At 50.9% G+C, this 26,063-nt stretch carries 26 protein-coding genes and 1 other annotated feature; of the genes, 22 read left to right on the forward strand and 4 right to left on the reverse strand.

Annotation, left to right across the window (positions count from 1 at the left end; genetic code table 11):
- Positions 1-5 precede the first annotated feature (5 nt).
- From dnaI to ACNA6I_RS00960, 8 genes are all read left to right on the forward strand, one after another.
- Positions 6-932 (forward strand): primosomal protein DnaI, encoded by a 927-nt coding sequence (gene dnaI, locus ACNA6I_RS00925; protein ID WP_416312784.1) that lies wholly within the window; start codon positions 6-8, stop codon positions 930-932.
- 420 nt (positions 933-1,352) lie between these two features.
- Positions 1,353-2,201 (forward strand): sporulation protein YtxC, encoded by an 849-nt coding sequence (ytxC, locus tag ACNA6I_RS00930; RefSeq protein WP_416312785.1) that lies wholly within the window; start codon positions 1,353-1,355, stop codon positions 2,199-2,201.
- 383 nt (positions 2,202-2,584) lie between these two features.
- Positions 2,585-4,519 (forward strand): threonine--tRNA ligase, encoded by a 1,935-nt coding sequence (gene thrS / locus ACNA6I_RS00935; protein ID WP_048006315.1) that lies wholly within the window; start codon positions 2,585-2,587, stop codon positions 4,517-4,519.
- Between the two features lie 170 nt (positions 4,520-4,689).
- Positions 4,690-4,822 (forward strand) — a sequence feature (ribosomal protein L20 leader region).
- Positions 4,823-4,901: 79 nt separating this feature from the next.
- On the forward strand, positions 4,902-5,405 hold the full coding sequence (gene infC / locus ACNA6I_RS00940) for a translation initiation factor IF-3 (RefSeq protein ID WP_048006314.1): 504 nt from the start codon (positions 4,902-4,904) through the stop codon (positions 5,403-5,405).
- A 22-nt stretch (positions 5,406-5,427) separates the two neighbouring features.
- On the forward strand, positions 5,428-5,628 hold the full coding sequence (gene rpmI / locus ACNA6I_RS00945; protein ID WP_032087387.1) for a 50S ribosomal protein L35: 201 nt from the start codon (positions 5,428-5,430) through the stop codon (positions 5,626-5,628).
- Positions 5,629-5,658: 30 nt separating this feature from the next.
- Positions 5,659-6,018 (forward strand): 50S ribosomal protein L20, encoded by a 360-nt coding sequence (gene rplT / locus ACNA6I_RS00950; RefSeq protein ID WP_048006313.1) that lies wholly within the window; start codon positions 5,659-5,661, stop codon positions 6,016-6,018.
- Positions 6,019-6,076: 58 nt separating this feature from the next.
- The gene (locus ACNA6I_RS00955; RefSeq protein ID WP_048006312.1) at positions 6,077-6,349 is read left to right on the forward strand and encodes a DUF1294 domain-containing protein; all 273 of its coding nucleotides are present in this window, start codon (positions 6,077-6,079) and stop codon (positions 6,347-6,349) included.
- A gap of 78 nt (positions 6,350-6,427) precedes the next feature.
- Positions 6,428-6,997, forward strand: a complete 570-nt coding sequence (locus ACNA6I_RS00960; RefSeq protein ID WP_048006311.1) for a TVP38/TMEM64 family protein — start codon at positions 6,428-6,430, stop codon at positions 6,995-6,997.
- A 40-nt stretch (positions 6,998-7,037) separates the two neighbouring features.
- Here ACNA6I_RS00960 and ACNA6I_RS00965 read toward each other — a convergent pair whose 3' ends face one another.
- On the reverse strand, positions 7,038-7,427 hold the full coding sequence (locus tag ACNA6I_RS00965; protein WP_416312786.1) for a sigma-w pathway protein ysdB: 390 nt from the start codon (positions 7,425-7,427) through the stop codon (positions 7,038-7,040).
- Between the two features lie 129 nt (positions 7,428-7,556).
- Between ACNA6I_RS00965 and ACNA6I_RS00970 the strand changes: the two genes are divergently transcribed.
- Positions 7,557-8,042 (forward strand): dUTP diphosphatase, encoded by a 486-nt coding sequence (locus ACNA6I_RS00970; protein WP_048006309.1) that lies wholly within the window; start codon positions 7,557-7,559, stop codon positions 8,040-8,042.
- 68 nt (positions 8,043-8,110) lie between these two features.
- The gene (locus ACNA6I_RS00975) at positions 8,111-9,196 is read left to right on the forward strand and encodes a M42 family metallopeptidase (protein ID WP_148795631.1); all 1,086 of its coding nucleotides are present in this window, start codon (positions 8,111-8,113) and stop codon (positions 9,194-9,196) included.
- A gap of 44 nt (positions 9,197-9,240) precedes the next feature.
- Here the strand turns inward: ACNA6I_RS00975 and ACNA6I_RS00980 are convergent, their stop codons facing one another.
- Both ACNA6I_RS00980 and sspI read right to left on the reverse strand, forming a co-directional pair.
- The gene (locus tag ACNA6I_RS00980) at positions 9,241-9,789 is read right to left on the reverse strand and encodes a cysteine hydrolase family protein (RefSeq protein ID WP_370295181.1); all 549 of its coding nucleotides are present in this window, start codon (positions 9,787-9,789) and stop codon (positions 9,241-9,243) included.
- A gap of 128 nt (positions 9,790-9,917) precedes the next feature.
- Positions 9,918-10,133 (reverse strand): small acid-soluble spore protein SspI, encoded by a 216-nt coding sequence (gene sspI, locus ACNA6I_RS00985; RefSeq protein ID WP_048006306.1) that lies wholly within the window; start codon positions 10,131-10,133, stop codon positions 9,918-9,920.
- A 123-nt stretch (positions 10,134-10,256) separates the two neighbouring features.
- On the opposite strand from sspI, the gene ACNA6I_RS00990 reads away from it, so the two are divergent.
- From ACNA6I_RS00990 to pheT, 3 genes are all read left to right on the forward strand, one after another.
- A complete protein-coding gene (locus tag ACNA6I_RS00990; protein WP_063192037.1) occupies positions 10,257-11,024 on the forward strand; it encodes a TrmH family RNA methyltransferase in 768 nt (255 codons plus the stop codon).
- Between the two features lie 344 nt (positions 11,025-11,368).
- Positions 11,369-12,406 (forward strand): phenylalanine--tRNA ligase subunit alpha, encoded by a 1,038-nt coding sequence (gene pheS / locus ACNA6I_RS00995; protein WP_251527226.1) that lies wholly within the window; start codon positions 11,369-11,371, stop codon positions 12,404-12,406.
- Between the two features lie 45 nt (positions 12,407-12,451).
- Positions 12,452-14,863: a phenylalanine--tRNA ligase subunit beta gene (pheT, locus tag ACNA6I_RS01000; protein WP_416312787.1), complete on the forward strand. Its 2,412-nt coding sequence runs from the start codon at positions 12,452-12,454 to the stop codon at positions 14,861-14,863.
- Between the two features lie 284 nt (positions 14,864-15,147).
- Here the strand turns inward: pheT and rnhC are convergent, their stop codons facing one another.
- Complete coding sequence (gene rnhC, locus ACNA6I_RS01005) at positions 15,148-16,071, reverse strand: ribonuclease HIII (protein ID WP_048012667.1); 924 nt, start codon at positions 16,069-16,071, stop codon at positions 15,148-15,150.
- A 128-nt stretch (positions 16,072-16,199) separates the two neighbouring features.
- Here rnhC and zapA point away from each other — a divergent pair, with 128 nt between their 5' ends.
- The 9 genes from zapA to ACNA6I_RS01050 all read left to right on the forward strand — a co-directional run bounded on the left by zapA (position 16,200) and on the right by ACNA6I_RS01050 (position 26,052).
- Entirely contained in the window at positions 16,200-16,460 is a 261-nt protein-coding gene (gene zapA, locus ACNA6I_RS01010) for a cell division protein ZapA (protein ID WP_048006300.1), read from the forward strand.
- A gap of 7 nt (positions 16,461-16,467) precedes the next feature.
- A complete protein-coding gene (locus ACNA6I_RS01015; RefSeq protein ID WP_048006299.1) occupies positions 16,468-17,007 on the forward strand; it encodes a CvpA family protein in 540 nt (179 codons plus the stop codon).
- A 130-nt stretch (positions 17,008-17,137) separates the two neighbouring features.
- Positions 17,138-18,850, forward strand: a complete 1,713-nt coding sequence (gene polX / locus ACNA6I_RS01020; protein ID WP_048006440.1) for a DNA polymerase/3'-5' exonuclease PolX — start codon at positions 17,138-17,140, stop codon at positions 18,848-18,850.
- 15 nt (positions 18,851-18,865) lie between these two features.
- Positions 18,866-21,220: an endonuclease MutS2 gene (locus tag ACNA6I_RS01025; RefSeq protein WP_416312788.1), complete on the forward strand. Its 2,355-nt coding sequence runs from the start codon at positions 18,866-18,868 to the stop codon at positions 21,218-21,220.
- Positions 21,221-21,244: 24 nt separating this feature from the next.
- Positions 21,245-21,652, forward strand: a complete 408-nt coding sequence (locus ACNA6I_RS01030; protein ID WP_048006297.1) for a DUF350 domain-containing protein — start codon at positions 21,245-21,247, stop codon at positions 21,650-21,652.
- Between the two features lie 288 nt (positions 21,653-21,940).
- On the forward strand, positions 21,941-23,638 hold the full coding sequence (locus ACNA6I_RS01035) for an AMP-binding protein (RefSeq protein WP_392398060.1): 1,698 nt from the start codon (positions 21,941-21,943) through the stop codon (positions 23,636-23,638).
- A 133-nt stretch (positions 23,639-23,771) separates the two neighbouring features.
- Positions 23,772-24,377, forward strand: a complete 606-nt coding sequence (locus tag ACNA6I_RS01040; protein WP_048006439.1) for a TetR/AcrR family transcriptional regulator — start codon at positions 23,772-23,774, stop codon at positions 24,375-24,377.
- A 2-nt stretch (positions 24,378-24,379) separates the two neighbouring features.
- A complete protein-coding gene (locus tag ACNA6I_RS01045; RefSeq protein WP_048006295.1) occupies positions 24,380-25,150 on the forward strand; it encodes an enoyl-CoA hydratase in 771 nt (256 codons plus the stop codon).
- 128 nt (positions 25,151-25,278) lie between these two features.
- Positions 25,279-26,052, forward strand: a complete 774-nt coding sequence (locus ACNA6I_RS01050) for an electron transfer flavoprotein subunit beta/FixA family protein (protein WP_048014828.1) — start codon at positions 25,279-25,281, stop codon at positions 26,050-26,052.
- The last annotated feature ends 11 nt before the right edge of the window (positions 26,053-26,063 follow it).

The raw sequence follows: 26,063 nt of genomic DNA on the forward strand, positions 1-26,063 counted from the left end.
AAAAGATGGAAAGAATCAACCATACACTCAAGAGGCTTGCTGCATCCGGTTCTTTTCAAGAGCGGTATGACGCAATGAGAAAAGAGATCCTGGCGAATCCCGATGTGAAGGATTTCGTCAGGAAGGAGGATGTCCCTGCGGATGTGATCGATGCGAATCTGATGAAATTATATGAATACATTTCCCAGAGCAAGGAATGCAGCGGATGTCCGTCCCTGGCTGAGTGCAAGAATATGATGGAGGGATATGAGCCCCATCTAATCGTGAGGGGCCGTGTCATCGATATCGAGTATCATCGTTGTCCCAGGAAGGTCGTGCACGACGAACGGACAAGTTCCCAGCGTTTGATCAAGAGTCTGTACGTGCCGAAAGATATCCTGCATGCCTCCTTCACGGACCTCGAGCCCGATTCCAAGGGAAGGGTGGAAGCAATCCGTCAGGCCATGGCCTTCGTACGCGATTACGAAGAAGGCAAGAAGATGAAGGGCCTTTATTTTTATGGGAAATTCGGTGTCGGAAAGTCGTATCTCCTCGGTGCGATCGCCAATGAGCTCGCCGAGAAGAAGGTCTCGTCCATGATTGTCTATGTTCCGGAGTTCTTCCGTGAAATCAAGCAGTCCCTCGGGGATCATACAACCAATGAAAAATTGGATGCCGTCAAAACGGCTCCGATCCTCATGCTCGATGATATCGGGGCGGAAACGATGTCGAGCTGGGGGCGGGATGAGATCCTCGGTACGATCCTGCAGTACAGGATGCTTGAAAACCTGCCGACCTTCTTCACCTCCAATTTCAACCATAGCGAGTTGACCCATCACCTTACCTATTCACAGCGTGGTGAAGAGGAAAAACTGAAAGCCGCGAGGATCATGGAAAGGATCAAGTACCTGGCCGCTCCCGTTCTGATCGACGGACGCAACAGGCGGGAATAGGCTGCACCACGAGAGAGGCTGGTACAAAAGTGTTTTAGTCATAGTAAAACCCGAATTCATTTGTCTACGATCAGGCAAAGAAGTTCGGGTTTTAATTTATTTCATGAACATGACTAGTTACTTGTTCCTAGCGGTTGAAGGACGAAGACTCCCGCGGGAAGAGTGGCTTACGTGAGACCCCACAGTCATGCTCACGGGCCGCCTGTGGAAACGGAAATCATGAGCGGCATTAAGAGCCTGCACTGCTCGTCTTCGTCATGAAAGGGTACCCTTTTCGTTTTGTCCCAACCTCCTTTGCGTGGTCCGGAAAACGAGTCCGCCCCGGATAAGTCCGGTAAAATTATTCATCCCCGACTTCTAATTTGACCAGGCCCCCCATATACATAAAGCAGGGAAATGGCTATAAGGAGGCGGGATCGATTGGTAGAATTGATTTTCAGACGAGAGGCTGATGCACTGCGATGTCAAAAGCATCTGGGTGCACCATCCTGGATAAAGGAAACGCGGATTGAAAGAAGCAGCCACTATGCGATTACGATAGAAGCGAAGACCGGGCGTGAAATGGCCAGGATGAAAACATGCCTGACAACCTTCATCATCAACGAGATGTGGAAGGGATGGACGGAAGAGGCCCTGAGAACGGATTACTATTACGATGATCCGGAGGAAGTCGGTCAGATCTGCGCCATCATTTCCGAGATGCGAAGCGGGGAACGGCCGGAACTGACGGAGCTCTTGACCGACTGGGATGAGTGGGGGCACGTATTGGAAGAAGTGCAGAACCTCCTCGGCCATCCGGCACCAGTCACATTTGATGCGTTCGCCACGTTCAGGCTGAAGAAACTCCAGGACAAGTGGAGGGAAATGCTCGGCCTGGCGATAGATGAGTATAAGATGGAACAGGAATATCAAGTATTCATCCAGATGCTGAGGGAGTATCTCGCTTCAAGGGGACAGAGGACCGATACGATCCATTTGTATCCTTCCAGGACGGGATTCCGTTTTTTCGATGGCCACTATGCAGAGGTGACGAAGGAAGAGCTGATGAACGCCATCGACAAACGATTGTTCTTTCAGCATCCCCTGTATGTAGATTCCTCCACCATCGCTCCGTTGCTGTCGCTGGCACCGAGAAGCATCTTTGTTTACGGGTCGGAAGAGGAGAAGATCGTCACCACCCTGAGGAATATTTTTGAAGATCGACTGGATATCCTTCCGGTCAGCTACTTCCCGGATCCATGCATCCCCCTCGATCTTGCCAACGAATAGGAATGGATGACGCCCTCTTGCTTTTCGTAACATAACCGATTATAATACCTACATACTATGTGCATACAAACAGGTTATGATGAGGACAACAATCTTCCGGACGGGATTACAGAGAGGGAAGCCGAATGGCTGCAAGCTTCCTATCAGCAAGGATGAATTGACCACCTCTGAACTTCGATTGCGAACGGGTATTTCCCCAGTAGTCATCGACGGCGAAACGCCGTTATCAAAACAATGAAGTCATTCCCGTCTCGGGGATGAAAAGTTGGGTGGAACCGCGAGTGCAACCTCGTCCCTTCGTATATTTACGGAGGGGCGGGGTTTTTTGTTTTTTATTCGGCCGCTTCTTGGCCAATGATGAATCTTAAAAGGAGTGATACGCTATGTCAGAAGTAGTGAAAATGCAGTTCCCTGATGGGAATGTGAAGGAGTTCCCAAAAGGGACAACAACAGAGGAAATCGCAGCCTCGATCTCCCCGGGTCTTAAGAAAAAGGCACTGGCGGGAAAAGTGAACGGGAATCTGATCGATCTCCGTACAGGAATTGAAAGCGATGGAAGCATCGAGATCATCACTCCGCCTGGTGAAGACGCCCTGGAGATCCTGCGCCACAGTACAGCCCACTTGATGGCTCAGGCGATCAAACGCCTGTACCCTGAAACGAAACTTGGGATCGGGCCTGTCATTGAAGGTGGATTCTACTATGATGTCGATTCCGAGCATACCTTCACCCCTGAAGATCTTCCATTGATTGAAAAGGAAATGAAAAAAATCACCGGTGAAAACCTCGAAGTCATCCGTAAAGAGGTGAGCCGTGACGAAGCTCAGCGCATTTATCAGGAAGTCGGCGATGAATACAAGCTTGAGCTTCTTGATGCCATCCCTGAAGGGGAGCAGGTGTCCATCTACGAACAAGGCGAATTCTTCGACCTTTGCCGCGGGATCCACATCCCGTCGACAAACAAAATCAAGGAATTCAAACTCCTCAGCATCGCAGGGGCTTACTGGCGCGGGAACAGCGACAACAAAATGCTGCAGCGGATCTATGGAACAGCTTTCTTCAAGAAGGAAGACCTGGACGAGCATCTCCGCCTCCTCGAAGAAGCGAAGGAACGCGATCACCGCAAAATCGGGAAGGAACTGGATCTGTTCATGACGTCCCAAAAGGTCGGTCAGGGGCTGCCGATGTGGCTTCCGAAAGGGGCGACTGTCCGCCGCATCGTCGAACGTTACATCGTGGATAAAGAGGAACGCCTGGGCTACAACCACGTGTATACTCCGGCACTCGCCAGCGTCGAACTTTATAAAACAAGCGGTCACTGGGATCACTATCAGGAAGATATGTTCCCGATCATGGGAATGGACAACGAAGATCTTGTACTCCGCCCGATGAACTGTCCGCATCACATGATGATCTATAAAAACAGCATCCACAGCTACCGTGAGCTGCCGATCCGCATCGCGGAACTGGGTCTCATGCACCGTTATGAAATGTCCGGTGCCCTCTCAGGCCTCCAGCGCGTACGTGGCATGACGCTGAATGATGCCCATATCTTCGTCCGCCCGGATCAAATCAAGGACGAATTCAAGCGTGTGGTCCACCTGGTCCAGGAAGTATATAAAGACTTTGATATCAATGAATATTCCTTCCGTCTGTCTTACCGCGATCCGGAAGACAAAGAGAAATACTTCGATGATGACGAGATGTGGAACAAGGCTCAAGGCATGCTGAAAGAAGCCATGGATGAACTGGAAATCGACTACTTCGAAGCAGAAGGGGAAGCGGCCTTCTACGGACCGAAGCTTGACGTACAGGTGAAGACCGCCCTCGGCAAAGAGGAGACGCTCTCGACTGTCCAGCTCGATTTCCTTCTTCCGGAACGTTTCGACCTCACATATGTCGGTGAAGACGGGAAGCAGCATCGCCCGGTCGTCATCCACCGCGGTGTCGTATCGACGATGGAACGCTTCGTGGCCTTCCTCATCGAAGAGTACAAAGGGGCATTCCCGACATGGCTCGCACCGACTCAGGTACAAGTCATCCCGGTATCACCGGACGTGCATTTCGATTATGCCAAAGAAGTACAGGAAAAACTCCAGGCTGAAGGGCTGCGTGTCGATATCGATGACCGGAACGAAAAGATCGGCTACAAGATCCGTGAAGCCCAGATGAGCAAGGTTCCATACATGCTCGTCGTCGGGGATAACGAAATCAAGGAAAAAGCCGTCAATGTCCGCAAGTATGGCGAACAGAAATCGGAAACGCTTTCCTTCGATGCATTTGCCGATATGGTGAAATCAGAAGCGAAACGCGGATAACGTCCTTCTTTCCGCCGATTATTCCGGGAATTGCATGCATCTTTTGGGAAATCCTCAAAAAAAGGTTGCACTCTGCCGGGATGAATGCTATCATGAAATACGTTGTGACAAACCCGTTTGACTTTGGTATTGTCTTATGGTATAGTATCTAAGGTGAATTGAATACAGTTTGGTACAAGTAGAGGCATCCCGCTTCTCACCTGAATGACGCGTTTTGCAGTTACCAGGTAACTTTCATGATAATTAAGCGATGTGCTTTATAATCAGATGCGGGTGTTTCGACACTCGCATCTTTTTTGTTTCTGAATGAGTAAGGGTGCTGCAAACCAATACCGCGTATTCTTTTAAATTACCTTGGAGGTGGCTAGTTATTAGCAAAGACATGATCTTAAACGAAACGATTCGTGCCCGTGAAGTGCGTCTGATCGATCAGAATGGTGAACAGCTTGGAATCAAATCCAAGAACGAAGCCCTAGAAATCGCAGAACGCGTCAATCTTGATCTTGTTCTCGTTGCTCCAACTGCAAAACCACCCGTTGCCCGTATCATGGACTACGGAAAGTTTAAGTTCGAACAACAGAAGAAAGAAAAAGAAGCCCGTAAAAATCAAAAGATCATCAATCTGAAAGAGGTTCGCCTGAGCCCGACGATCGATGACCATGATTTCAATACGAAACTTCGCAATGCTCGTAAGTTCCTTGAAAAAGGAGACAAAGTTAAAGCGTCTATCCGATTTAAAGGCCGTGCGATCACGCACAAAGAGATCGGCCAACGTGTACTCGATCGTTTCTCCGATGAGTGCAAAGACGTTGCAACCGTTGAATCAAAGCCTAAAATGGATGGTCGCAGCATGTTCTTGGTGCTCGCACCAGTCAACGAAAAATAATCGACCCGAGGAGGAAAAGCACATGCCAAAAATGAAAACTCACCGCGGCTCAGCTAAGCGTTTCAAGAAAACAGGTTCTGGTAAACTTAAACGTTCTCACGCTTACACAAGCCATTTATTCGCTAATAAATCTACTAAAGCAAAACGTAAGCTACGTAAAGCTGCTGTTGTCTCTAAAGGAGATTTCAAACGCATTCGTCATATGCTTGACAACCTTAAATAAAAAGCAAGTAAGAAATAGGAGGGAATTATTATGCCACGCGTAAAAGGCGGAACAGTAACTCGCAGACGTCGTAAAAAAGTTCTTAAATTAGCCAAAGGTTATTTCGGTTCAAAACATACTCTTTATAAAGTAGCTAACCAACAAGTCATGAAATCATACATGTATGCTTATCGTGACCGTCGCCAGAAGAAACGTGACTTCCGTAAGCTTTGGATCACTCGTATCAATGCAGCTGCACGTATGAACGGTCTTTCTTACAGCCGTTTGATGCACGGACTTAAGCTTGCTGGTATCGAAGTGAACCGTAAAATGCTTGCTGAGCTAGCGGTTTCTGATATCAATGCGTTCAACCAATTGGCTGACGCAGCGAAAGCTCAATTGAACAAGTAATCTTGTTGAGGGATCGGCCCAGTGGCCGGTCCTTTTTGCATAGAGAAAGGAAGATTGCATGGAAACGTGGATCATCGTATTGAATCTGTACCTCATCGTGATCAATATCGCTGGCTTCGTCCTCATGGGCCGCGACAAGGAAAAGGCGAGGCGGGGGGAGTACCGGATCAGCGAACGCACGCTGTGGCAGGTGGCGATCCTCGGAGGGAGCGTCGGCAGTTACTTCGGCATGCGCATCCATCGCCATAAAACGAAGCATGCAGCGTTCAGGCTCGGGTTGCCCCTCCTGGTCATCCTGCACGGGGGACTTTATATCTGGTTCGTCTTGTAAGTTCTGACGGTGGGAGCCGTCTCATAGGATAGAATAGCACGTGAACATCATCAGAGGCATAGTAGGGGGTTTTGCATCATGGATGATCGTTTAGTCGCTGCATTTGCCGTCATGGAAGCGAGTGGTTTCATTGCCCCTTTCCTGTTCATCCTGTTCCACATCTTAAGGCAGTTCCTCTTCATCCCGGTCGCACTCGTCTGCATGGCGGGAGGTCTGTTGTTCGGAAGTGTGTTCGGGACGATTTATTCCTTGATCGGGTTGACGCTCTTATCCGTCCTTTTCTTCTTTGTCATCAAGGGGGTGCCGACGTTTGCCGAAAGGCTCCTGAAGCTGAAGGAAAAGTGGTTCGGCCGGAATGCCGTATTGACGACCGGTCAGATCGCGGTGTTGAAGCTGATCCCGTTCGTCCACTATCAGCTCCTCAATCTGTGTCTCCTTGAGCGTCACAGGGAATTCAAACCGTTCCTCAGGGCGGCTTTCCTCTCGAACATTCCCCTGGCATTCTTTTATACGGTATTCGGTCAATACATCACGACGTTCTCCCCGCCGATCATCGTCATGATCATCCTGTCCCTGGCTGTCCTGTTTTATCTCCTCAGGGAAAAGGTTCGGATCATTTCATGGAATGAGTTCTTTCCGAGTAAATAAGAAAAGGGGGCGGTCCGTAATGGACGCCCCCTTTGCTGTGCTACTGTTCTTTTTTCTTCAGGAGTTCATGAATGGGACTCTTCCAGTCGATCTTGGCGGCAGGATACCGCTCCTTGATCTCATTCTGGACGTAGTGGAAGTCCTCGCGGTTCATCCCCTTCAAAGTGGAGATGTTCTCCGCCCATACGAAGATCGACACCACTTCGAATGAATGATCGGTGGACCCCATATACTTTTCCCCTTCGAATAGTACCCCTTTGTAGGTGACATGAAAATTCTTGTGCACGTTTTCCTGATCATCCAGAAAATAAAACCTGCGCTGTTCCTTTGCCAGTTCAAGCTTTCTTTTCGGATTGAGGATATATTTCACACAGCGGTACAAAAGATAAAGAATGAACAAAAAAAGGACCAGTCGGATCAGTAAAAACATGAAAATTACCTCCGTAGGCATAAGGATTCTTCATGTACATACGGATGGATGAAAAAAAGGTTTCGTTTTATTTAAAATTCATCGGAAAATTTGTCATACTAGATAAAGTAGAAAGGAAAGGTGAACATAATGGATTGGAATCAACTATTGAACATGCAGAACGGACTGGATCGGCACATCGAAAGGGAACACGGACTTCAGGACGCCGATCTGGTGGACAAAAAGATCCTGGCCCTCCTCGTCGAACTCGGGGAACTGGCGAATGAAACGAGGTGCTTCAAGTTTTGGAGCAAGAAGGCCCCTTCCGAACAAGAAGTCATCCTTGAAGAGTACGTGGACGGGATCCACTTCATCCTCTCCCTTGGAATCGAAATCGGCATCCGTTCCATCGATGAGCCCGAGGTACTGGAAGAAGGGGATCCGACAGAGGAATTCCTCAAGGTGTACAGTGAAGTGAATCGATTCTCGGAGGAGCGCTCAGTCGAGAACCTTCTCACCCTCTTCCAGCAGTATCTTCAGCTTGGGCGGATCCTCGGGTTCAAGTCGGAAGACATCCATGAGTCCTACCTGAAGAAGAACGAGGTGAATTATCAGCGCCAGCAAGAAGGATATTAATGAATATTTTGATGAATCTGAAGGGTTCAAGTATAATAAATAGGAACGTTATTTAGGGGGGCGAAACAATGACGAAACTTGACGAAACGTTGACGATGCTAAAGGATTTGACCGATGCCAAAGGAGTACCGGGAAATGAACGCGAAGTACGGAACGTGATGAAAACATACATAGAGCCATTTGCCGATGAAATCACTACGGATAACCTGGGAAGCCTGATTGCGAAGAAGACCGGTTTGGAGAACGGTCCGAAGATCATGGTGGCCGGTCATCTTGACGAGGTCGGCTTCATGGTGACCCAGATCGACGGCAGGGGCTTCCTCCGTTTCCAAACGGTAGGAGGCTGGTGGTCCCAGGTGATGCTTGCCCAGAGGGTGACCATCGTGACCGATAAAGGGGAACTCACGGGTGTGATCGGTTCGAAGCCGCCGCATATCCTTCCTCCTGAAGCGCGCAAGAAGCCGGTGGACATCAAGGATATGTTCATCGATATCGGTGCTTCCAGCCGCGAGGAAGCAGCGGAATGGGGAGTCAAGCCGGGGGATATGGTTGTCCCATACTTCGAATTCACGGTGATGAACAATGAAAAGATGCTCCTTGCCAAAGCGTGGGATAACCGCATCGGCTGTGCCATCGCCATCGATGTGCTGAAAAACCTGAAGGATGCCGAGCATCCGAATATCGTGTACGGTGTCGGAACGGTCCAGGAGGAAGTCGGACTCCGTGGTGCCCGTACATCGGCAGCGAAGATCGAACCGGACATCGCCTTTGGCGTGGATGTCGGGATCGCCGGGGATACACCGGGAATTTCCGATAAGGAAGCTTCAAGCAAAATGGGAGATGGACCGCAGATCATCCTGTATGATGCGTCCATGGTATCCCATAAAGGGCTCCGTGATGCTGTCACCAGCACGGCGGACGAACTGGGCATCCCGTATCAGTACGATAGCATCCCTGGAGGAGGGACCGATTCAGGTTCGATCCATCTGACGGCGAACGGGGTACCGGCCCTGTCGATCACCATCGCCACCCGCTACATCCACAGTCATGCGGCCATGCTGCATCGGGATGATTATGAGCACACAGTGAAACTCATCACGGAGGTCATCAAGAAGCTCGACCGCGAAACCGTCGATAAAATCACGTATGATTGACCTTGAAGAGGCGCCCGAGGGCGCCTCTTTTTGCATGCTGATGATCAGTCGTCAAAATCGATCTGACGGGAATCTGTCAGATCTGCCCCGATGGTCTTGGTGATGATCCGGAAGGCATTGTCATTGTCTTCAGTCGTCTCGGAAGCGACACAGTCGGTCGGGATGGACAGCTCATATTCCCTCATATATGCATCATTCGCCGTATAAAGGACGCAGATATCCCCTGCGATCCCCGTCAGGATCAAGTGGTGGATATCCAGCTGGTGAAGGAGGATCTCAAGCTGGGTTCCGAAGAAACACGAATGCTTCGGCTTGATGATGAAGTAGTCATCGGTATCGGGATGAAGCCGCTCGATGACTTTCCGGCCCTTCCCTTTTTTGCAGTGCTCGATGATATCGTTCATATTATCCTGCCACAGTCCATAGTTATCATTGACATAGATGATGGGAATCCCCGCATCTTTCGCCTTTTTCTTCAGGCCACGGATCGGATCGACGACGTCCAAGGTATGTTCAAGCAGGTTTTCCCCTCCATCGAAGTCGAATGTATTGATCATATCGATCACGAGAAGTGCGGTGCTATCTTTACTCATATGTATCATTCTCCCTTCCATGCTTTTAGCCTTTCTTTACCACTTACGAACCCACTCAAACGTTCAACGGATGGGGCTTTTGGAGGGAAATGAAAACGCGCCTTCTGCATGAAGGCGCGCCAGTCTGTTTAATGAGGCTGCTGAAGGGAATTTTCAAGCGTTTCAAGGACCATCTTCTGTTCATTCGGATCGGCGTTCTGCCAGAAGACCTCGAGGAGGACACCCAGCCCCGGGAGCGTCTTTTCTTCGCCTCCCTGAATGGCGTCGACGATGGTATCGCGGAGTTCATCCTGTGAATTGCCCTGCACGTTGTGTATGATCGCTTTGCGTAGATTCAAGCTCATTATGCCCAGCTCCTTTATGGTTGATGAGGAATTCATTGTTATCGTCTCTCAAATCCCGTATATTATGTATGGAAGTTGAGGTATAATGGACATTTGAATAGAACGTTGAAGGAGCGGATACGATTGAAGTATATTCAATCCTCAAAGAACCCTATCGTGAAACAATGGAAGAAGCTGTTGACCAAAAAAGAACGGGATCTCACCCGTACCTATATCGTCGAAGGATTCCATCTTGTAGAGGAAGCGCTGAAGCAGGATGGGATCGTACAGGAACTGATCGTCGTGGAAGGAGTGGAGGTGCCGAGGACCTTTGAGGCCGAATCCATCACCACCGTATCACCTGAGGTCGGGAGTCTCCTCGCCGATACGGAGACCACCCAGGGGATCTTCGCCATCTGCCGGCAGCAGGAACGGGAGGAAGACATAGTAGAAGCGAGTACGTTCCTTCTCCTGGACGGGCTCCAGGATCCCGGCAACATCGGCACCATCATCCGGACGGCTGATGCGGCAGGGATCGACATGGTCGTCCTCGGGAAGGGGACAGTGGACCCTTATAACCAAAAGGTCCTCCGCTCAGCCCAGGGCAGTCATTTCCACCTTCCGATCGTGCGGATGGATCTTGAACAACTGATCCCCGAGCTGCAGGAACGGGGGATCCCGGTTTATGGCACGGCCCTTGAAAATGGGGTTGAATACACTGGAGTGGAGCCTGCTTCATCCTACGCCCTCATCATGGGGAATGAGGGAAATGGCATGTCCCCGCATACACTCGAGATGACGGACAAGAATCTCTACATCCCGATATACGGGCAGAGTGAATCATTGAATGTTGCCATCGCTGCAGGCATCCTTATGTATCATTTTAAGCAGAACACACCGAAAAGGGTTTGAATTCTCCCCGATAATTCACTATAATAGTTCTCATATATGAAAAACGTTGAAAGAGGAAAGTAGCATCTGGAATTCCTCCAGGGAGAGAGTGCCTCGACTGAAAGCACTCTTATGAAGGACAGCTGTGAAATTTCACCTCTCGAGTTGGCATCGGGACCATTGCCCAGGCAATGTAATGATGTACCGGCATATGCCGTTATCCGAATGAAGTGAGTGGGCGAACGCTGCCTGCTTATAAGGGTGGTACCGCGATCAAACCTCGTCCCTTTCCGGGATGGGGTTTTTTTATTTGGTCAAAAAAGGACCGGTCCACTGAGACCGCATGATAAAAAGGAGGATGTTCCATGGAGGAAACATTACGATCCCTTCAACAGGAAGCAATCGAAAAAGTAAATGAAGCACAGGATTTAAAAGCGCTGAATGATGTCCGCGTTGCCTATCTCGGCAAGAAAGGCCCCGTGACTGAAGCGCTGAAAGGCATGGGAAAACTCTCTGCAGAAGAGCGTCCGAAAATGGGCGCCCTGGCCAATGAAGTCCGCGGAGCCATCACCGAGACCATCGAAGCGAAGCAGGCCATCCTTGAGAAGGAAGCGGTGGAGAAGAAGCTCCAATCGGAAACGATCGATGTGACCCTTCCAGGGCGCCCTGTGAAGAGCGGGAATCATCATCCCCTCACCATGATCGTCGAAGAAATCGAAGATCTGTTCATCGGCATGGGCTATACGATTGCCGAAGGCCCGGAAGTGGAGAAGGACTACTACAACTTCGAGGCGCTCAACCTGCCGAAGGGACACCCGGCCCGGGATATGCAGGATTCATTCTATATCTCGGAAGAAACACTCCTGCGCACCCATACGTCCCCTGTACAGGCAAGGACGATGGAGATGGCAGAAGGAAAAGGACCGATCAAGATCATCTGCCCTGGGAAAGTGTATCGCCGTGACACCGATGATGCGACCCATTCCCATCAGTTCACACAGATCGAAGGACTTGTCGTCGATGAACACATCCGCATGAGTGACCTTAAAGGAACATTGAATGTATTCGCCAAGAAGATGTTCGGAGAAGACCGGGAAATCCGACTCCGTCCAAGCTTCTTCCCGTTCACGGAGCCTTCCGTCGAAATGGATATCAGCTGTAAGATCTGCGGCGGTGAAGGATGCCGCGTATGCAAAGGGACCGGCTGGATCGAGATCCTCGGTGCCGGTATGGTCCATCCGAATGTACTGGAGATGGCCGGATTCGATTCAAGCAAGTACTCCGGGTTCGCCTTCGGGATGGGACCTGAACGGATTGCCATGCTGAAGTATGGAATCGATGATATCCGTCACTATTATACGAACGATACGCGTTTCCTCAAACAGTTCAGCGAGAAGGAATAAACGGGGGCGCATGACGCACCGGACAAATCGATAGGAGGTACAAGAATGTACGTTTCATATAAATGGCTGGAAAACTACGTGGACCTGTCAGGTGTCACACCTGAAGAACTTGCCGAAAAGATCACCCGCAGCGGGATCGAGGTAGAAGGAGTGGAGCAGATCGGGGACGGCATCAAGGGCGTCGTCGTCGGCCATGTCCTCACATGCGAGCAGCATCCCGATGCGGATAAACTGAACATCTGCACCGTGGATGTCGGAGAAGAAGAACCCGTTCAGATCATCTGTGGGGCACCCAATGTCGCCAAAGGCCAGAAAGTGGCCGTTGCCAAGGTAGGGGCTGTCCTTCCAGGCAATTTCAAAATCAAGAAAGCGAAGCTCCGCGGAGAGGTCTCCCAAGGGATGATCTGTTCCCTTCAAGAGCTCGGCGTCGAAAGCAAGCTTGTGCCGAAAGAGCATGCAGACGGGATCTATGTATTCCCTGAAAACGAGGAAGTCGGAGCCGATGCAGTGGAGCGCTTGAGCCTGGATGATTCCATCCTTGAGCTCGGACTCACCCCTAACCGCTCGGACTGCTTGAGCATGCTGGGTGTTGCCTACGAAGTGGCAGCGATCCTCGACCGGGATGTGAAGATACCGGAACCATCCGTGAGCGAATCCGGCGAGAAAGCGTCAGACTACGTTTCCGTCCGTGTGGAAGCGAAAGAAGACAATCCATTGTACGGGGCGAAGATCATCAAGAACGTGAAGATCGGTCCTTCACCTGCATGGATGCAGCACGCCCTCATGGCAGCGGGCATCCGACCGCATAATAATGTCGTCGACATCACGAACTACGTGCTCCTTGAGTACGGTCAGCCTCTTCATGCCTTCGACTACGACCGATTCGGATCGAAAGAGGTCGTGGTACGCCGTGCGCATAATGGCGAGAAGATCGTGACACTCGATGATACGGAGCGCACACTGTCTGACCATCAGCTTGTCATCACGAATGGCAAGGCACCAGTCGCCCTCGCCGGTGTCATGGGCGGAGCAGACTCTGAAGTCCAGCAGGACACCACCACCGTCCTATTGGAAGCAGCGTATTTCACAGGTGCCATCGTGAGAGGAGCTTCCAAGCATCACGGGCTCCGCAGTGAAGCGAGCACACGCTATGAAAAAGGCGTCGATCCCGAGCGCGTCCTGAAAGCGGGAGAACGTGCCGCCCAGCTCATGGCTGAGTATGCCGGAGGAGAAGTCCTCGAAGGCACGGTCCTCTTTGATGAATTGACCGTCCAGCCTGCACGCGTATCAATCACCCTCGATAAGATCAACTCTTCACTCGGAACAGCCATCACCGCTGAGGAAGTGGAAGGCATCTTCCGCCGTCTCGGATTCCCTGTTGAAGTAAGTGGGGAAACCTTCAACGTAACGGCCCCGACAAGAAGAGGGGATATCACGATCCAGGAAGATCTATTGGAAGAAGTGGCACGCCTCTACGGCTATGACCACATCCCGATGACCCTTCCTCAAGGGGCGTCAACAGCAGGAGGCTTAAGCCCATATCAGGCGAAACGTCGCGCTGTCCGCCGCTACCTGGAAGGAGCGGGTCTCCTTCAGGCGATCACTTACTCCCTGACGAACGACAAGAAAGCGACTCAATACGCACTCGATGTGAAAGAGCCGGTCCGCCTTCTCATGCCGATGAGTGAAGAACGGAGCAACCTTCGCCTGAGCATCGTCCCGCAGCTTCTTGAAGTCATTTCGTACAATAAGGCCCGTCAAAACGACAGCCTCGCGTTCTATGAAGTCGGAGCCGTGTTCCTGAACGAAGGGGAAGAACTTCCACGCGAAGAAGAGCACATCGCAGGGGCCCTTGCCGGTCTGTGGCATTCCCATCTTTGGCAGGGAGAGAAGAAGCCGGTTGACTTCTACGTGGCGAAAGGGATCCTCGAAGGAATGTTCGAGAACCTTGGCGTATCCGATGCCATCAGCTACCGTCAAGCCGTCATCGACGGATTGCACCCTGGCCGGACAGCGGAAATCCTCTTGAACGATGAGGTCATCGGTTTCGTCGGTGCCACCCATCCGGAAGTGGAAAAAGAACTTGATCTCGATGCAACCTACGTATTCGAACTGAAGGCTGCACCGGTATTCGGATATGATAAAGCACCACTCGGTTACTCACCGATCCCGCGTCACCCGTCGATCACAAGGGATATCGCCCTCGTCGTCACGCAGGATGTGAAAGCAGGAGACGTTCAAGCCATCATCAAAGAAGCAGGAGGAAAACTTCTCAAAGAAGTTTCCGTCTTCGACCTTTACGAAGGAGAGCATATGGAACCAGGCAAGAAATCCCTGGCCTTCTCCCTCAAATACTTCGACCCGGCCAAAACCCTGACCGATGAAGAAGTCGTGAAAGTCCATAACAAAGTCCTTGAAGCCGTCAAAGCGAAAGCCGGAGCGGAACTTAGGGGATAATCATACAAAGAAAGATGCCGGAAGTGATTCCGGCATCTTTTTTTGTGTGCCTTTCACACACCAGGTGGGGTGAAGATAGGCTATGGGCTTCCATTCAAAAATCACAGAGTTCCTCGGAGCGGAAGGCAGCCGACTCCAACGGGAAAAGCGGGCAGGGTGAGACCCTGCAGGCCTGCCGAAGCGGCTCACCGCACGCCCCGTGGAAAGCGGCTGCCTGGAGCGGAGAGGAACGGGCCTTATTAAATATCAAAAAAGATGCCACCCCAAAAGGATGACACCTCCCTCTACTTCCTCGAAATCTTGATCGCTTTATCACTATTGGCAAAATGCCACTTCGTCATATTCTTCAGTGAGTCGACGCCCCTGCGCTTGATGATCTTGGCCGCAGCGATATCAACGGCGCTTCCGGCACCCTTCGGGATCGTCACGCCGGCCTTCTCGCTCAGCTTGTCCATCTCCTTCAGGAACGCATATCGGGCTATGATCGATGCCGCCGCGACGGACAGATGCATGCCTTCGCCTTTTGTACTGAAATAGACCCGGTCCCGCTGGATTTTTTTCTGGGAAGCGATATGCCTGTAGTACGTATTCTTCTCCACAAACTGATCGATCAGGATCGCTTCCGGCTGTTCAGGGGCGATTTTGTCCATCAGATTCAGGATCGCTTTATTGTGAAGCAGGGCTTTGATCTTCCCTTGGGACATGCCGCTTTCCTGGAGCTCATTGTACTTCGGGTTATGAAGGATGAGGAGACTGTACGGAATCGTTTGGATCAGATCCTTGGCGATGCGCTTGATCGTCTCGTCCGTCAAATTTTTGGAGTCCTGGACACCGAGTTCCTTCACAAGTTCGAGATGTTCCCGTTTCACATAGGCGCTGACGACGGTGATCGGCCCGAAGAAGTCACCGGTCCCGACTTCATCCGATCCGATGACCGACCACGAAGCAAAGTCTTCGGGAAGGGTAGTGGTCTTTTTATCGATCTTCTTTACTTTAGGAGCAACCTTCGATCCCCATTGGGATGCTTCGTCTTCACCCCTTGCTCCCTGGAAGAGGACTTTTCCCGATTTATAGGCTGTGACGGTGCACCCTGCAGGCTTGGCAGAGAAGACGGCTCCGGGTGGAACCTTGCCTGTGAGGACGGAAGAATAGTGTTCTTTCATTTTATGTATCTGATCAGATGTCGTTTGAATGACGGTATTGGCCAAAACGGATCTCTCCTTCTTTACAAGTATGGTACGATGGAAATGAGTTCATATGACAATGTTCTACCATTCTCAACAGGTACATGGTATGATAGTGTGTAGAATTTTTAAGTGAACGGGGGTCTTTCGGATTGTCTGAAGCAGAAAAAAATCGCATTACTGTGGATATATATGGTCAGCATTATACGATCGTCGGGACAGAGGCGCCTGATACGATCCGCTTCGTCTGCTCCAAAGTCGATGACAAAATGAGGGAAATCAACTCTGCGAATCCGTATCTCGACACGGGAAGACTTGCTGTCCTGACAGCCGTGAACGCCGTGAATGATTATATCAAACTTCAAGAGAAGTACGAAGACCTCGAACGGCAAATCAAACAATTAAAGGATTGAAGTAACTATGTTGGATATCATACTGCTCGTGCTCCTGCTTTTTGGATTCCTCATCGGATTGAAACGGGGATTCATCCTGCAGGTGATACATATATTCGGTTTCATCGCTTCATTCATTGTAGCATATTTGTATTATGATCAGCTTGCTCCCAAGCTGACTTTGTGGATTCCTTACCCGAATCTTGACGACCAGATGGCGTTGAAGATGATCTTCCAGGCGGGGAATATGGAAGACGCCTACTACAGGGTGATTGCGTTCACGATCATTTTCATTGCGGTGAGGATCATCCTGCAGATCATCGGCTCCATGCTTGATTTTGTCGCCCACCTTCCAATCTTGAAGCAGGTGAACAAACTGGGCGGGGGACTATTGGGATTTGCGGAAACGTACTTGATCCTTCTCATCCTGCTGTTCATCGGGGCCCTCCTGCCGATGGATTCCGTGCAGTCGGCCATTCAAGGATCCTTCCTTGGGCAGGGGATGGTCAAAAACACCCCGATCTTCTCCGACATGATTCAATCATGGTGGATGGGGAAATCAGCTTGATAACAGGACTGGGTCCAGGAACCGAAGCATTCGATGCCGTTCCGGATTCAGTCTTTTTCTTTTGATGCGGAGTTTGCTACTATAGAGAGTGGAGAAACCATTTTCATGATGGAGATTGAAGGTGAATGACGTGAATAAAAAAGATATCATTAAACTATTAGAACAGATTGCTATCTATATGGAGCTCAAAGGCGAGAACTCATTCAAAATCTCGGCTTACCGCAAAGCGGCTGCAGCTCTTGAAAATGATGATCGCAGTTTAAGTGAAATAGATGATTTTACAAAGCTAAGCGGTATAGGAAAAGGGACGGCGGGCGTCATCGAAGAATATATCGAAGAGGGCACCTCATCGGTATTGGAAGAGTTGAAGGAACAGGTTCCTGCCGGCCTCGTTCCCCTTCTTCAACTCCCCGGACTCGGGGGCAAGAAGATTGCGAAGCTGTACAGCGAGCTTGGCGTGGAAGGAATCGAAGACCTGGAAGAAGCGTGCCGGAACGAAAAAGTCCAGGCCCTGGCCGGTTTCGGAAAGAAGACGGAAGAGAAGATCATCGCCGCCATCGAACAGGTCGGCAAGCGGCCGGACCGCCTTCCCATCGGCTTCATGGAAGGAGTGGCAGTCGAAATCGAATCCTTCCTCGGCAACATGGATAGCATCAGAACCTACTCGCGTGCCGGCAGCCTGCGGAGGGGACGCGAAACCATCAAGGATCTTGATTTCATCCTCTCCACTGATGAGCCGTCACAGGTAAAGGAAGCCCTCCTGGAGCTTCCCGGTATCGTGGAGACCATCGCAGCGGGAGACACGAAGGTATCATTGACGCTCCGGTACAGCTGGGATGTGAGCGTCGATTTCCGGATTGTCGAACCGAAGGAATTCGCCACGGCCCTCCATCATTTCACGGGCTCGAAAGATCACAATGTCCGGATGCGCCAGCTCGCGAAAGAGCGTGGAGAGAAAATCAGCGAATACGGGGTGGAGAACGCCGAAACGGGTGAAGTGACGACGTTTGAAACGGAAGAAGAATTCTACGGTCACTTCGGTCTCCCTTTCATTCCGCCTGAACTCAGGGAAGATGGCCGCGAGGTGGAAGAGTTCAAGAAGGACTACCCATTGATCTCACTTGAAGACATCAAAGGGGACCTTCATATGCATACCACCTGGTCTGACGGGGCGTACTCCATCGAAGAGATGGTGGAGGCGTGCCGGGCGAAAGGGTATTCCTATATGGCCATCACGGACCACTCCCAATACTTGAGGGTAGCCAATGGCCTGACCGAAGAACGACTGCTGAAACAGATTCAAGAAATAAAAGAAATCAATAAGCGCTATGATGATATCGAGGTGCTTGCGGGAATCGAGATGGACATCCTGCCTGACGGAACGCTCGATTATGACGATGACGTGCTCAGCCAGCTGGACGTGGTCATCGCCTCGATCCATTCCAGCTTCTCGCAGTCACAAGACAAAATCATGGACCGGTTGAAAACGGCACTGGAGAACCCCCATGTGGACTTCATCGCTCATCCTACAGGCAGGATCATCGGCCGAAGGGAAGGATATGCCGTCGACATGGATGCCTTGATCGATCTTGCGTCAGAAACCGGAACCGCACTGGAGCTCAATGCGAACCCGAACCGGCTCGATCTATGTGCAGAACATGTGCGAAAAGCTCAGGAACGCGGTGTTCCCCTGGTCATCAATACGGACGCACACAGCCATGATCACCTTGAGTTCATGGGAATCGGCGTCTCGACTGCACGAAAAGGATGGATCAAAACCGATTCGGTCCTCAATACGAAAGATACAGACGAACTCATGAAGTTCCTGAAACGAAACAAATGATAAAGGTGGAGTATCGTGAATTCCAAAGTACTGAAAACATTAGAATTTGATAAGATCAAAGAACTGCTGAAAGAATACGCGGCATCTGCCCTGGGTCTTGCCAAGGTGACGGCCCTCACACCATCCGTCGATTATGACGAGATCCTGGCGCTCCACGAAGAAACGGATGAAGCCATGACGATCCTCCGCCTCAAGGGGCACGCCCCCCTCGGAGGGATCTTTGATATCAGGCCCCATGTGAAGCGTGCCCAGATCGGCGGCATGCTCTCTCCCGCCGAACTTGTACAGGTGGCGAGCACAATCCGTGCAAGCCGCAAGCTGACGCGCTTCGTGGAAGAACTGAAGGAAGAGGATGTGGAAATCCCTCTCCTGCAGGAGAAGGTGGAATCCGTCACACCGCTTCCCCATCTTGAGCAGGAAATCCGCCAGGTGGTGGACGAAAACGGGGGCATCCTTGATTCAGCCAGTGATTCCCTGCGGAACATCCGTACCCAGCTCAGGGCGAACGAAGGAAGGATCAGAGAGAAGCTTGAGCGGATGATCCGCTCCTCCAATGCCCAGAAGATGCTGTCGGATGCCATCATCACGATCCGGAACGACCGCTACGTCATCCCGGTGAAACAGGAATATCGCGGCCATTATGGCGGCATCATCCATGATCAGAGTTCATCTGGTCAGACCCTCTTCATCGAGCCCGAGGCCATCGTGCAGCTCAATAACCAGCTCAGGGAGCTGAAATTGAAAGAGCAGACCGAGATCGAAAAGATCCTGCTCGCCATGACGGAGAAGGTGCATGAATTCTCAAGTGAGCTCTTCTACATCGTTTCGGTCCTCACGGATGTGGATTTCATGTTCACAAAGGCGAAGTTCGGCCGTTCCATCAAGGGGACGAAACCGATCGTCAACCAGGATAAGCGGGTCAGGCTGAATAAAGCCCGCCACCCGCTGTTGCCAATGGATGACGCTGTGGCCAATGACATCGAACTCGGGGATGATTTCTCGGCGATTGTCATCACCGGACCGAATACGGGGGGGAAAACCGTCACCTTGAAAACACTCGGCTTGACGACCCTCATGGCACAGGCCGGCCTTCCGATCCCGGCGCTGGATGGATCCGAGGTAGGGGTCTTCAAGACCGTCTATGCCGATATCGGGGATGAACAGTCCATCGAACAGAGTTTGAGTACGTTCTCCTCCCATATGGTGAACATCGTCGGGATCCTCGATAAAGTCGATTTCGACAGTCTTGTCCTCTTTGATGAGCTCGGAGCGGGGACCGATCCGCAGGAAGGGGCGGCGCTGGCCATCTCCATCCTTGATGAAGTCCATGCGACCGGTGCGAGAGTGGTTGCAACGACACATTATCCGGAACTGAAGGCATATGGCTATAACCGTGAAGGCGTCGTGAATGCAAGCGTCGAGTTCGACGTCGAAACACTGAGTCCGACCTACCGGCTCTTGATCGGGGTACCGGGACGGAGTAATGCATTCGAGATCTCCGAGCGTCTGGGGTTATCCCAACGGGTCATCAAGCGTGCGAAATCCCATATAGGGACCGACAGCAAGGAAGTCGAGAACATGATTGCTTCCCTCGAGGACAATCGCAGGCAGGGTGAGCGAGAGCTCGAAGAAGCGCATGAGCTCTTGAGACAAGCGGAGAAGATGCATAAAGACATGCAAAAACAGATGATGGAGTACTACGAGAAAAAGGACTCCCTCTATGAGAAAGCACAGAAAAAAGCATCCGAAGTCGTCGACAAAGCGAAAGCGGAAGCGGAGGAAGTGATCCGCGACCTGAGAAGGATGCAGAAGGAAAGTTCGTCGGGGATCAAGGAGCATCAGCTGATCCAGGCGAAAAAACATCTTGAAGATGCAGCACCGAACCTGCCTCAATCGTCGAAACCGAAAAAACAATCAACGGCACGCACGTTGCAACCGGGAGATGAAGTGAAGGTGCTCAGCTTCGACCAGAAAGGCCATCTTGTCGAGAAGGTATCCAATAAAGAATGGCAGGTCCAGATGGGGATCATGAAGATGAAAGTGAAGGAATCCGACCTCGAATTCATCCAATCCCAACAGAAGGTGGAAACCAAGCCCCTTTCCACAGTGAAAGGAAAGGACTTCCATGTGAATCTTGAACTCGACCTCAGGGGCGAGCGCTATGAAAATGCTTTGGCCCGTGTCGATAAATACATCGATGATGCCCTCCTTGCTGGCTATCCGCGGGTTTCTATCATCCACGGCAAGGGCACCGGAGCCCTGCGGCAGGGTGTCCAGGAATATCTGAAGAACCATCGTGCCGTCAAGAAGGCCCGATTCGGTGATGCCAGTGAAGGCGGCACCGGGGTAACGGTCATCGAATTCAAGTAGTAGAGGAGAGAAGGGGGATTCCTAGTGGAGAAAATCTGGGAGAATGTGTTGGTGAAGACCGCTGCGAACTACAGCGTCGTCATCCTCTGCCTTGTTCTTTTCCTGGCGGTCTTTGAGCTTGTCACGAAGTATAAGAACTGGGAAGAAATCAAGAAGGGGAATCTTGCCGTGGGCATGGCTACCGGAGGGAAGATCTTCGGGATCGCCAATATCTTCAGTCATTCCATCGATCATAATGATACGATCATCACGACGATCGGATGGGGTGTCTACGGCTTTGCCCTCCTTCTGATCGGTTACTTCATCTTTGAGTTCCTGACACCTAGATTTAAGATCGACGAAGAGATTGCCAATGATAACCGCGCTGTAGGATTTATTTCCCTCGTCATTTCCGTCGGACTATCCTACGTCATCGGCGCAGGAATTTCATAAGGAGAGGGAATATGGAGAAACTGGCGAAAGTATTATTGGTCCTTTGCGGAGGATTCATCGTGGTGGGCATCATTTATATGGTTTTCTTTGCTTGACCGCCTTAATATTGAAAGGAAGACTGTCATACAGTAGTGGTGACAGTCTTTTTTTTATGGAATCTCTCCTGGCAAGAGGATGACCATAGGTTAAAAGAAGGACTGGTAAGGGATTACAAATTGTATCTGAAGTCCTGATGTTTTATAATGGGAATAGAATAAATTTTCAAATAATTAGACGGGAGGGATCACTATGAATAAACCCTGGCTCGCTGAATACCCCGAGCAGATTCCGAAGGAGTTTACGCTGGTGGAGAAACCGCTTCAGAGCTATCTGACTGACGCGGCGGAGAAATATGGCGGGAAAACCGCGATCCATTTCATGGGCAAGGAGTTGACCTACAGGGAGGTGCATGAATCGGCTCTCAAATTCGGTTCTTACCTGAAGGGACTCGGGATCGAAAAAGGAGACCGGGTCGCCATCATGCTCCCGAACACGCCGCAATCGGTCATCGCCTACTATGGCATCCTCTATGCCGGGGGAGTCGTCGTGCAGACGAATCCACTGTATATGGAGCGCGAGATCGAGTACCAGATGAAGGACTCGGGTGCAAAGGTGATGCTGACCCTGGATATCCTCTATCCGAGGGTCACGAAGGTGATGAAGGAAACCGAGCTTGAACACATAATTGTAACCGCTATCAAGGATTGTCTCCCCTTCCCTAAAAATTGGATTTATCCATTCATCCAGAAGAAACAGTACGGCATCGTCGTCAAAGTGGAACCATCGGAAACGATCCATCTTTATACGGAGATCATGAAGGGCCATGCAGGGGAACTTCCGGAACCGGAGGCGTTTGATTTTGCAGAAGATCTAGCTCTCCTTCAGTATACGGGAGGGACAACGGGGTTCCCGAAAGGGGTCATGCTCACCCATCAAAACCTTGTGGCGAATGCGTCCATGTGTGATATCTGGCTCTATAAATGCCGGAAGGGTGAAGAAAGGGTCCTTGGCATCCTCCCATTCTTCCACGTCTATGGGATGACAGCCGTCATGGTGCTATCCATCATGCAGGGGTATACCCTTATCCTCCTTCCTAAATTCGATGCCACCACGACCTTGAAGACGATCCAAAAACAAAAGCCGACCCTGTTTCCCGGAGCACCGACGATCTATATCGGATTGCTGAATCATCCTGATCTCAAGAAGTACGATCTCTCCTCCATCGATTCGTGCATCAGCGGAAGTGCATCGCTCCCCGTCGAGGTGCAGCAACAGTTCGAGAGTGTCACAGGCGGAAAGCTCGTCGAAGGATATGGTCTGACGGAATCATCGCCGGTCACACATTCCAACTTCCTGTGGGATAAGGAGAGGGTGAAGGGAAGCATCGGCGTCCCTTGGCCGAATACCGACAGCGTCATCCTGTCCATGGAAACGGGGGAACCGCTGCCGCCGAATGAAATCGGTGAGATCGCCGTGAAGGGACCGCAGGTGATGAAAGGGTACTGGAACCGCCCTGAAGAAACCGAGCAGACGCTGAAGGACGGCTGGCTCCTCACAGGTGACGTCGGCTATATGGATGAACGCGGATACTTCTTCGTGGTGGACCGCAAGAAGGATATGATCATCGCCGGAGGCTTCAATATCTACCCGCGGGAAATCGAAGAAGTCCTGTACGAACACCCTGCCATCCAGGAAGTCGTCGCAGCCGGAGTGCCTGATGCCTACCGGGGGGAAACCGTAAAAGCATATGTCGTCCTCAAAGAAGGGGAGACCCTTACAGAGGAAGAGCTCAACGTGTACGCCAGGAAATATCTTGCCGCGTATAAAGTCCCGAGGATTTATGAGTTCAGGAAAGAGCTCCCGAAAACAGCTGTCGGAAAGATCCTCCGCAGAGCGCTGGTGGAAGAAGAACGCGTCAAGCTGGAAGAAGAGAAGAAATTAAGTTAAACTGTTGGAGGAGAATCCTTCCTTCTTTTTTGTTGTCGGATGGTACAGGCTGTTGACAATCACAGGAGAACCTTATAATATAGAAATATGAATGAATGGTCATTCATTATTCTATAAGGCAGGTCAAAAACCTATGAAGCGAAATAAACCAAAATATAAACAGATCATCGATGCCGCGGTCATTGTGATTGCAGAAAACGGCTACCATCAGGCGCAGGTTTCCAAGATCGCCAAGCAGGCAGGAGTGGCGGACGGGACGATCTATCTTTATTTCAAAAACAAAGAAGACATCCTGATTTCCCTCTTCAAAGAAAAGATGGGCCTGTTCGTGGATAAAATCGAGGAAGTTATTGCAGGAAAACAGACAGTTTCAGAGAAATTATTAGTAATGATCGAAAATCATTGTAAGATCCTGTCGGATGATCATCACCTGGCCATCGTGACACAGCTGGAACTCCGGCAATCCAATAAGGAGATCCGTCTCAAGATCAATGATGTCCTGAAAGGATATCTGAAGCTGATCGATACCATCCTGGTCAGCGGAGTGGAGTCAGGCGAGTTTTCAGCGGATCTCGATGTAAGGCTTGCACGGCAGATGATCTTCGGCACACTGGATGAAATGGTCACCACCTGGGTGATGAATGAACAGAAATATGATCTGACGGCCCAGGTACCGACGATCCACAAGCTGCTGCTTCAAGGATGCGGCGGCAGGAACACAATCAGTTTAGGGGGATGAAAATGGAGAATCTTTCGTGGACACTGGAAGGGAATGTAGCATCCGTGCTCATTCAGAGACCTCCTGCCAATGCGTTGGCAAGCGGGCTCATTTCTGAAATAGATGCTCTATTGAATGAGCTTGAGGGGAACCGGGATGTCCGGGTCATCCTCTTGAAGGGAGAAGGCCGATTCTTCTCTGCGGGAGCCGATATCAAGGAATTCACCACCATCGAGACCGGAGAGGAGTTCTCGAAGCTCGCCGCAAGAGGACAGGAAGTATTCGAGCGCATGGAAAACTTCCCGAAACCGATCATTGCCGCCATTCACGGTGCTGCACTGGGAGGCGGACTCGAGCTTGCCATGGGATGTCATATCCGTCTCGTGAGTGAGAACGCAAAGCTTGGTCTTCCCGAGCTCCAGCTTGGACTTGTGCCAGGTTTCGCCGGCTCACAGCGGCTGCCGAAATTCGTCGGGCGCGCCAAAGCAGCGGAGATGCTCCTGACAAGTGAGCCGATCTCAGGGACCGAAGCGGTGCAATGGGGCCTTGCCAATAAGGCGTACCCTGAAGAGGAACTTTTTGAAAAGGCTTCGGAGCTTGCGGCGAAAATCGCGAAGAAGAGTCCGGTGGCCATGAAGGCTGCCATCGAATTGCTCAGCTACACAAAAGATGACCGATTCTATGCAGGCGTGAAGCGTGAAGCCGATATGTTCGGTGAAATCTTCGTCTCAGAGGATGCCAAGGAAGGGATATCCGCCTTCATTGAAAAACGCGAACCCCATTTCAAAGGGTAGGCAGCAGGATAGCGGGTGCACATCCGCTATCCCTTCTTCGGACCGTAATTGTCCGAATCTTCCCAAGAGATGTTGTATTTAAAACATTGTTTCGATTACCATAGACAAATACCAGGAGGGACTGCAGAATGAACATCTATGTACTGTTGAAAAGAACGTTTGACACGGAAGAGAAGATCTCGATCCAGAATGGACGCATTGCAGAAGACGGCGCAGAATTCATCATCAATCCGTACGATGAATATGCCGTGGAGGAAGCGATCCAGGTCCGTGACAATCACGGCGGAGATGTAACCGTTGTCACGGTCGGTGGGGAAGAGAGCGAGAAGCAGCTCAGGACAGCTTTGGCCATGGGTGCCGATAAAGCCGTCCTCATCAATACAGAAGATGATCTCGACCATGGTGACCAATTCACGACGGCGACAATCCTCGCTGAATACCTGAAAGATCAGGAAGTCGATCTGATCCTGGCGGGCAATGTGGCCATCGACGGAGGATCCGGACAGGTGGGGCCAAGGGTGGCAGAACAACTGGATATCCCGTTCGTCACCACCATTACAAAGCTTGAAATCGCTGGTGAAACCGTAACGGTAACGCGTGACGTCGAGGGAGACTCCGAAGTGATCGAAACATCCCTTCCCCTCCTTGTCACAGCTCAGCAAGGGTTGAACGAGCCGCGCTACCCTTCGCTTCCGGGAATCATGAAAGCCAAGAAAAAGCCTCTTGAAGAGCTTGAACTGGACGATCTTGATCTGGAAGAAGAGGACGTGGAAGCGAAAACGAAAACAATCGAAATTTATCTTCCGCCGAAAAAAGAGGCCGGCAGGGTGCTCGAAGGAGATGTGGCCGTACAGGTGAGCGAACTGGTACAGCTACTCCGCACGGAAGCGAAAGTTATCTAATCGACCAGCAT

This window comes from Rossellomorea sp. FS2, from assembly GCF_047915635.1.
Lineage (GTDB): Bacteria > Bacillota > Bacilli > Bacillales > Bacillaceae_B > Rossellomorea > Rossellomorea marisflavi_A.

Excerpts from the sequence above, each read along its gene's own strand:
- thrS (WP_048006315.1), top strand. The coding sequence starts at position 2,585 with ATGTCAGAAGTAGTGAAAATGCAGTTCCCTGATGGGAATGTGAAGGAG.
- ACNA6I_RS01040 (WP_048006439.1), top strand. The coding sequence starts at position 23,772 with ATGAAGCGAAATAAACCAAAATATAAACAGATCATCGATGCCGCGGTC.
- ACNA6I_RS01015 (WP_048006299.1), top strand. The coding sequence starts at position 16,468 with ATGTTGGATATCATACTGCTCGTGCTCCTGCTTTTTGGATTCCTCATC.
- rplT (WP_048006313.1), top strand. The coding sequence starts at position 5,659 with ATGCCACGCGTAAAAGGCGGAACAGTAACTCGCAGACGTCGTAAAAAA.
- ACNA6I_RS01045 (WP_048006295.1), top strand. The coding sequence starts at position 24,380 with ATGGAGAATCTTTCGTGGACACTGGAAGGGAATGTAGCATCCGTGCTC.
- ACNA6I_RS00970 (WP_048006309.1), top strand. The coding sequence starts at position 7,557 with ATGGATTGGAATCAACTATTGAACATGCAGAACGGACTGGATCGGCAC.
- pheS (WP_251527226.1), top strand. The coding sequence starts at position 11,369 with ATGGAGGAAACATTACGATCCCTTCAACAGGAAGCAATCGAAAAAGTA.
- ACNA6I_RS00980 (WP_370295181.1), bottom strand. The coding sequence starts at position 9,789 with ATGAGTAAAGATAGCACCGCACTTCTCGTGATCGATATGATCAATACA.
- sspI (WP_048006306.1), bottom strand. The coding sequence starts at position 10,133 with ATGAGCTTGAATCTACGCAAAGCGATCATACACAACGTGCAGGGCAAT.
- rpmI (WP_032087387.1), top strand. The coding sequence starts at position 5,428 with ATGCCAAAAATGAAAACTCACCGCGGCTCAGCTAAGCGTTTCAAGAAA.
- ACNA6I_RS01050 (WP_048014828.1), top strand. The coding sequence starts at position 25,279 with ATGAACATCTATGTACTGTTGAAAAGAACGTTTGACACGGAAGAGAAG.
- pheT (WP_416312787.1), top strand. The coding sequence starts at position 12,452 with ATGTACGTTTCATATAAATGGCTGGAAAACTACGTGGACCTGTCAGGT.
- infC (WP_048006314.1), top strand. The coding sequence starts at position 4,902 with ATGATCTTAAACGAAACGATTCGTGCCCGTGAAGTGCGTCTGATCGAT.
- ACNA6I_RS00960 (WP_048006311.1), top strand. The coding sequence starts at position 6,428 with ATGGATGATCGTTTAGTCGCTGCATTTGCCGTCATGGAAGCGAGTGGT.
- dnaI (WP_416312784.1), top strand. The coding sequence starts at position 6 with ATGGAAAGAATCAACCATACACTCAAGAGGCTTGCTGCATCCGGTTCT.
- ACNA6I_RS00955 (WP_048006312.1), top strand. The coding sequence starts at position 6,077 with ATGGAAACGTGGATCATCGTATTGAATCTGTACCTCATCGTGATCAAT.
- ACNA6I_RS01035 (WP_392398060.1), top strand. The coding sequence starts at position 21,941 with ATGAATAAACCCTGGCTCGCTGAATACCCCGAGCAGATTCCGAAGGAG.
- ACNA6I_RS00965 (WP_416312786.1), bottom strand. The coding sequence starts at position 7,427 with ATGTTTTTACTGATCCGACTGGTCCTTTTTTTGTTCATTCTTTATCTT.
- ACNA6I_RS00975 (WP_148795631.1), top strand. The coding sequence starts at position 8,111 with ATGACGAAACTTGACGAAACGTTGACGATGCTAAAGGATTTGACCGAT.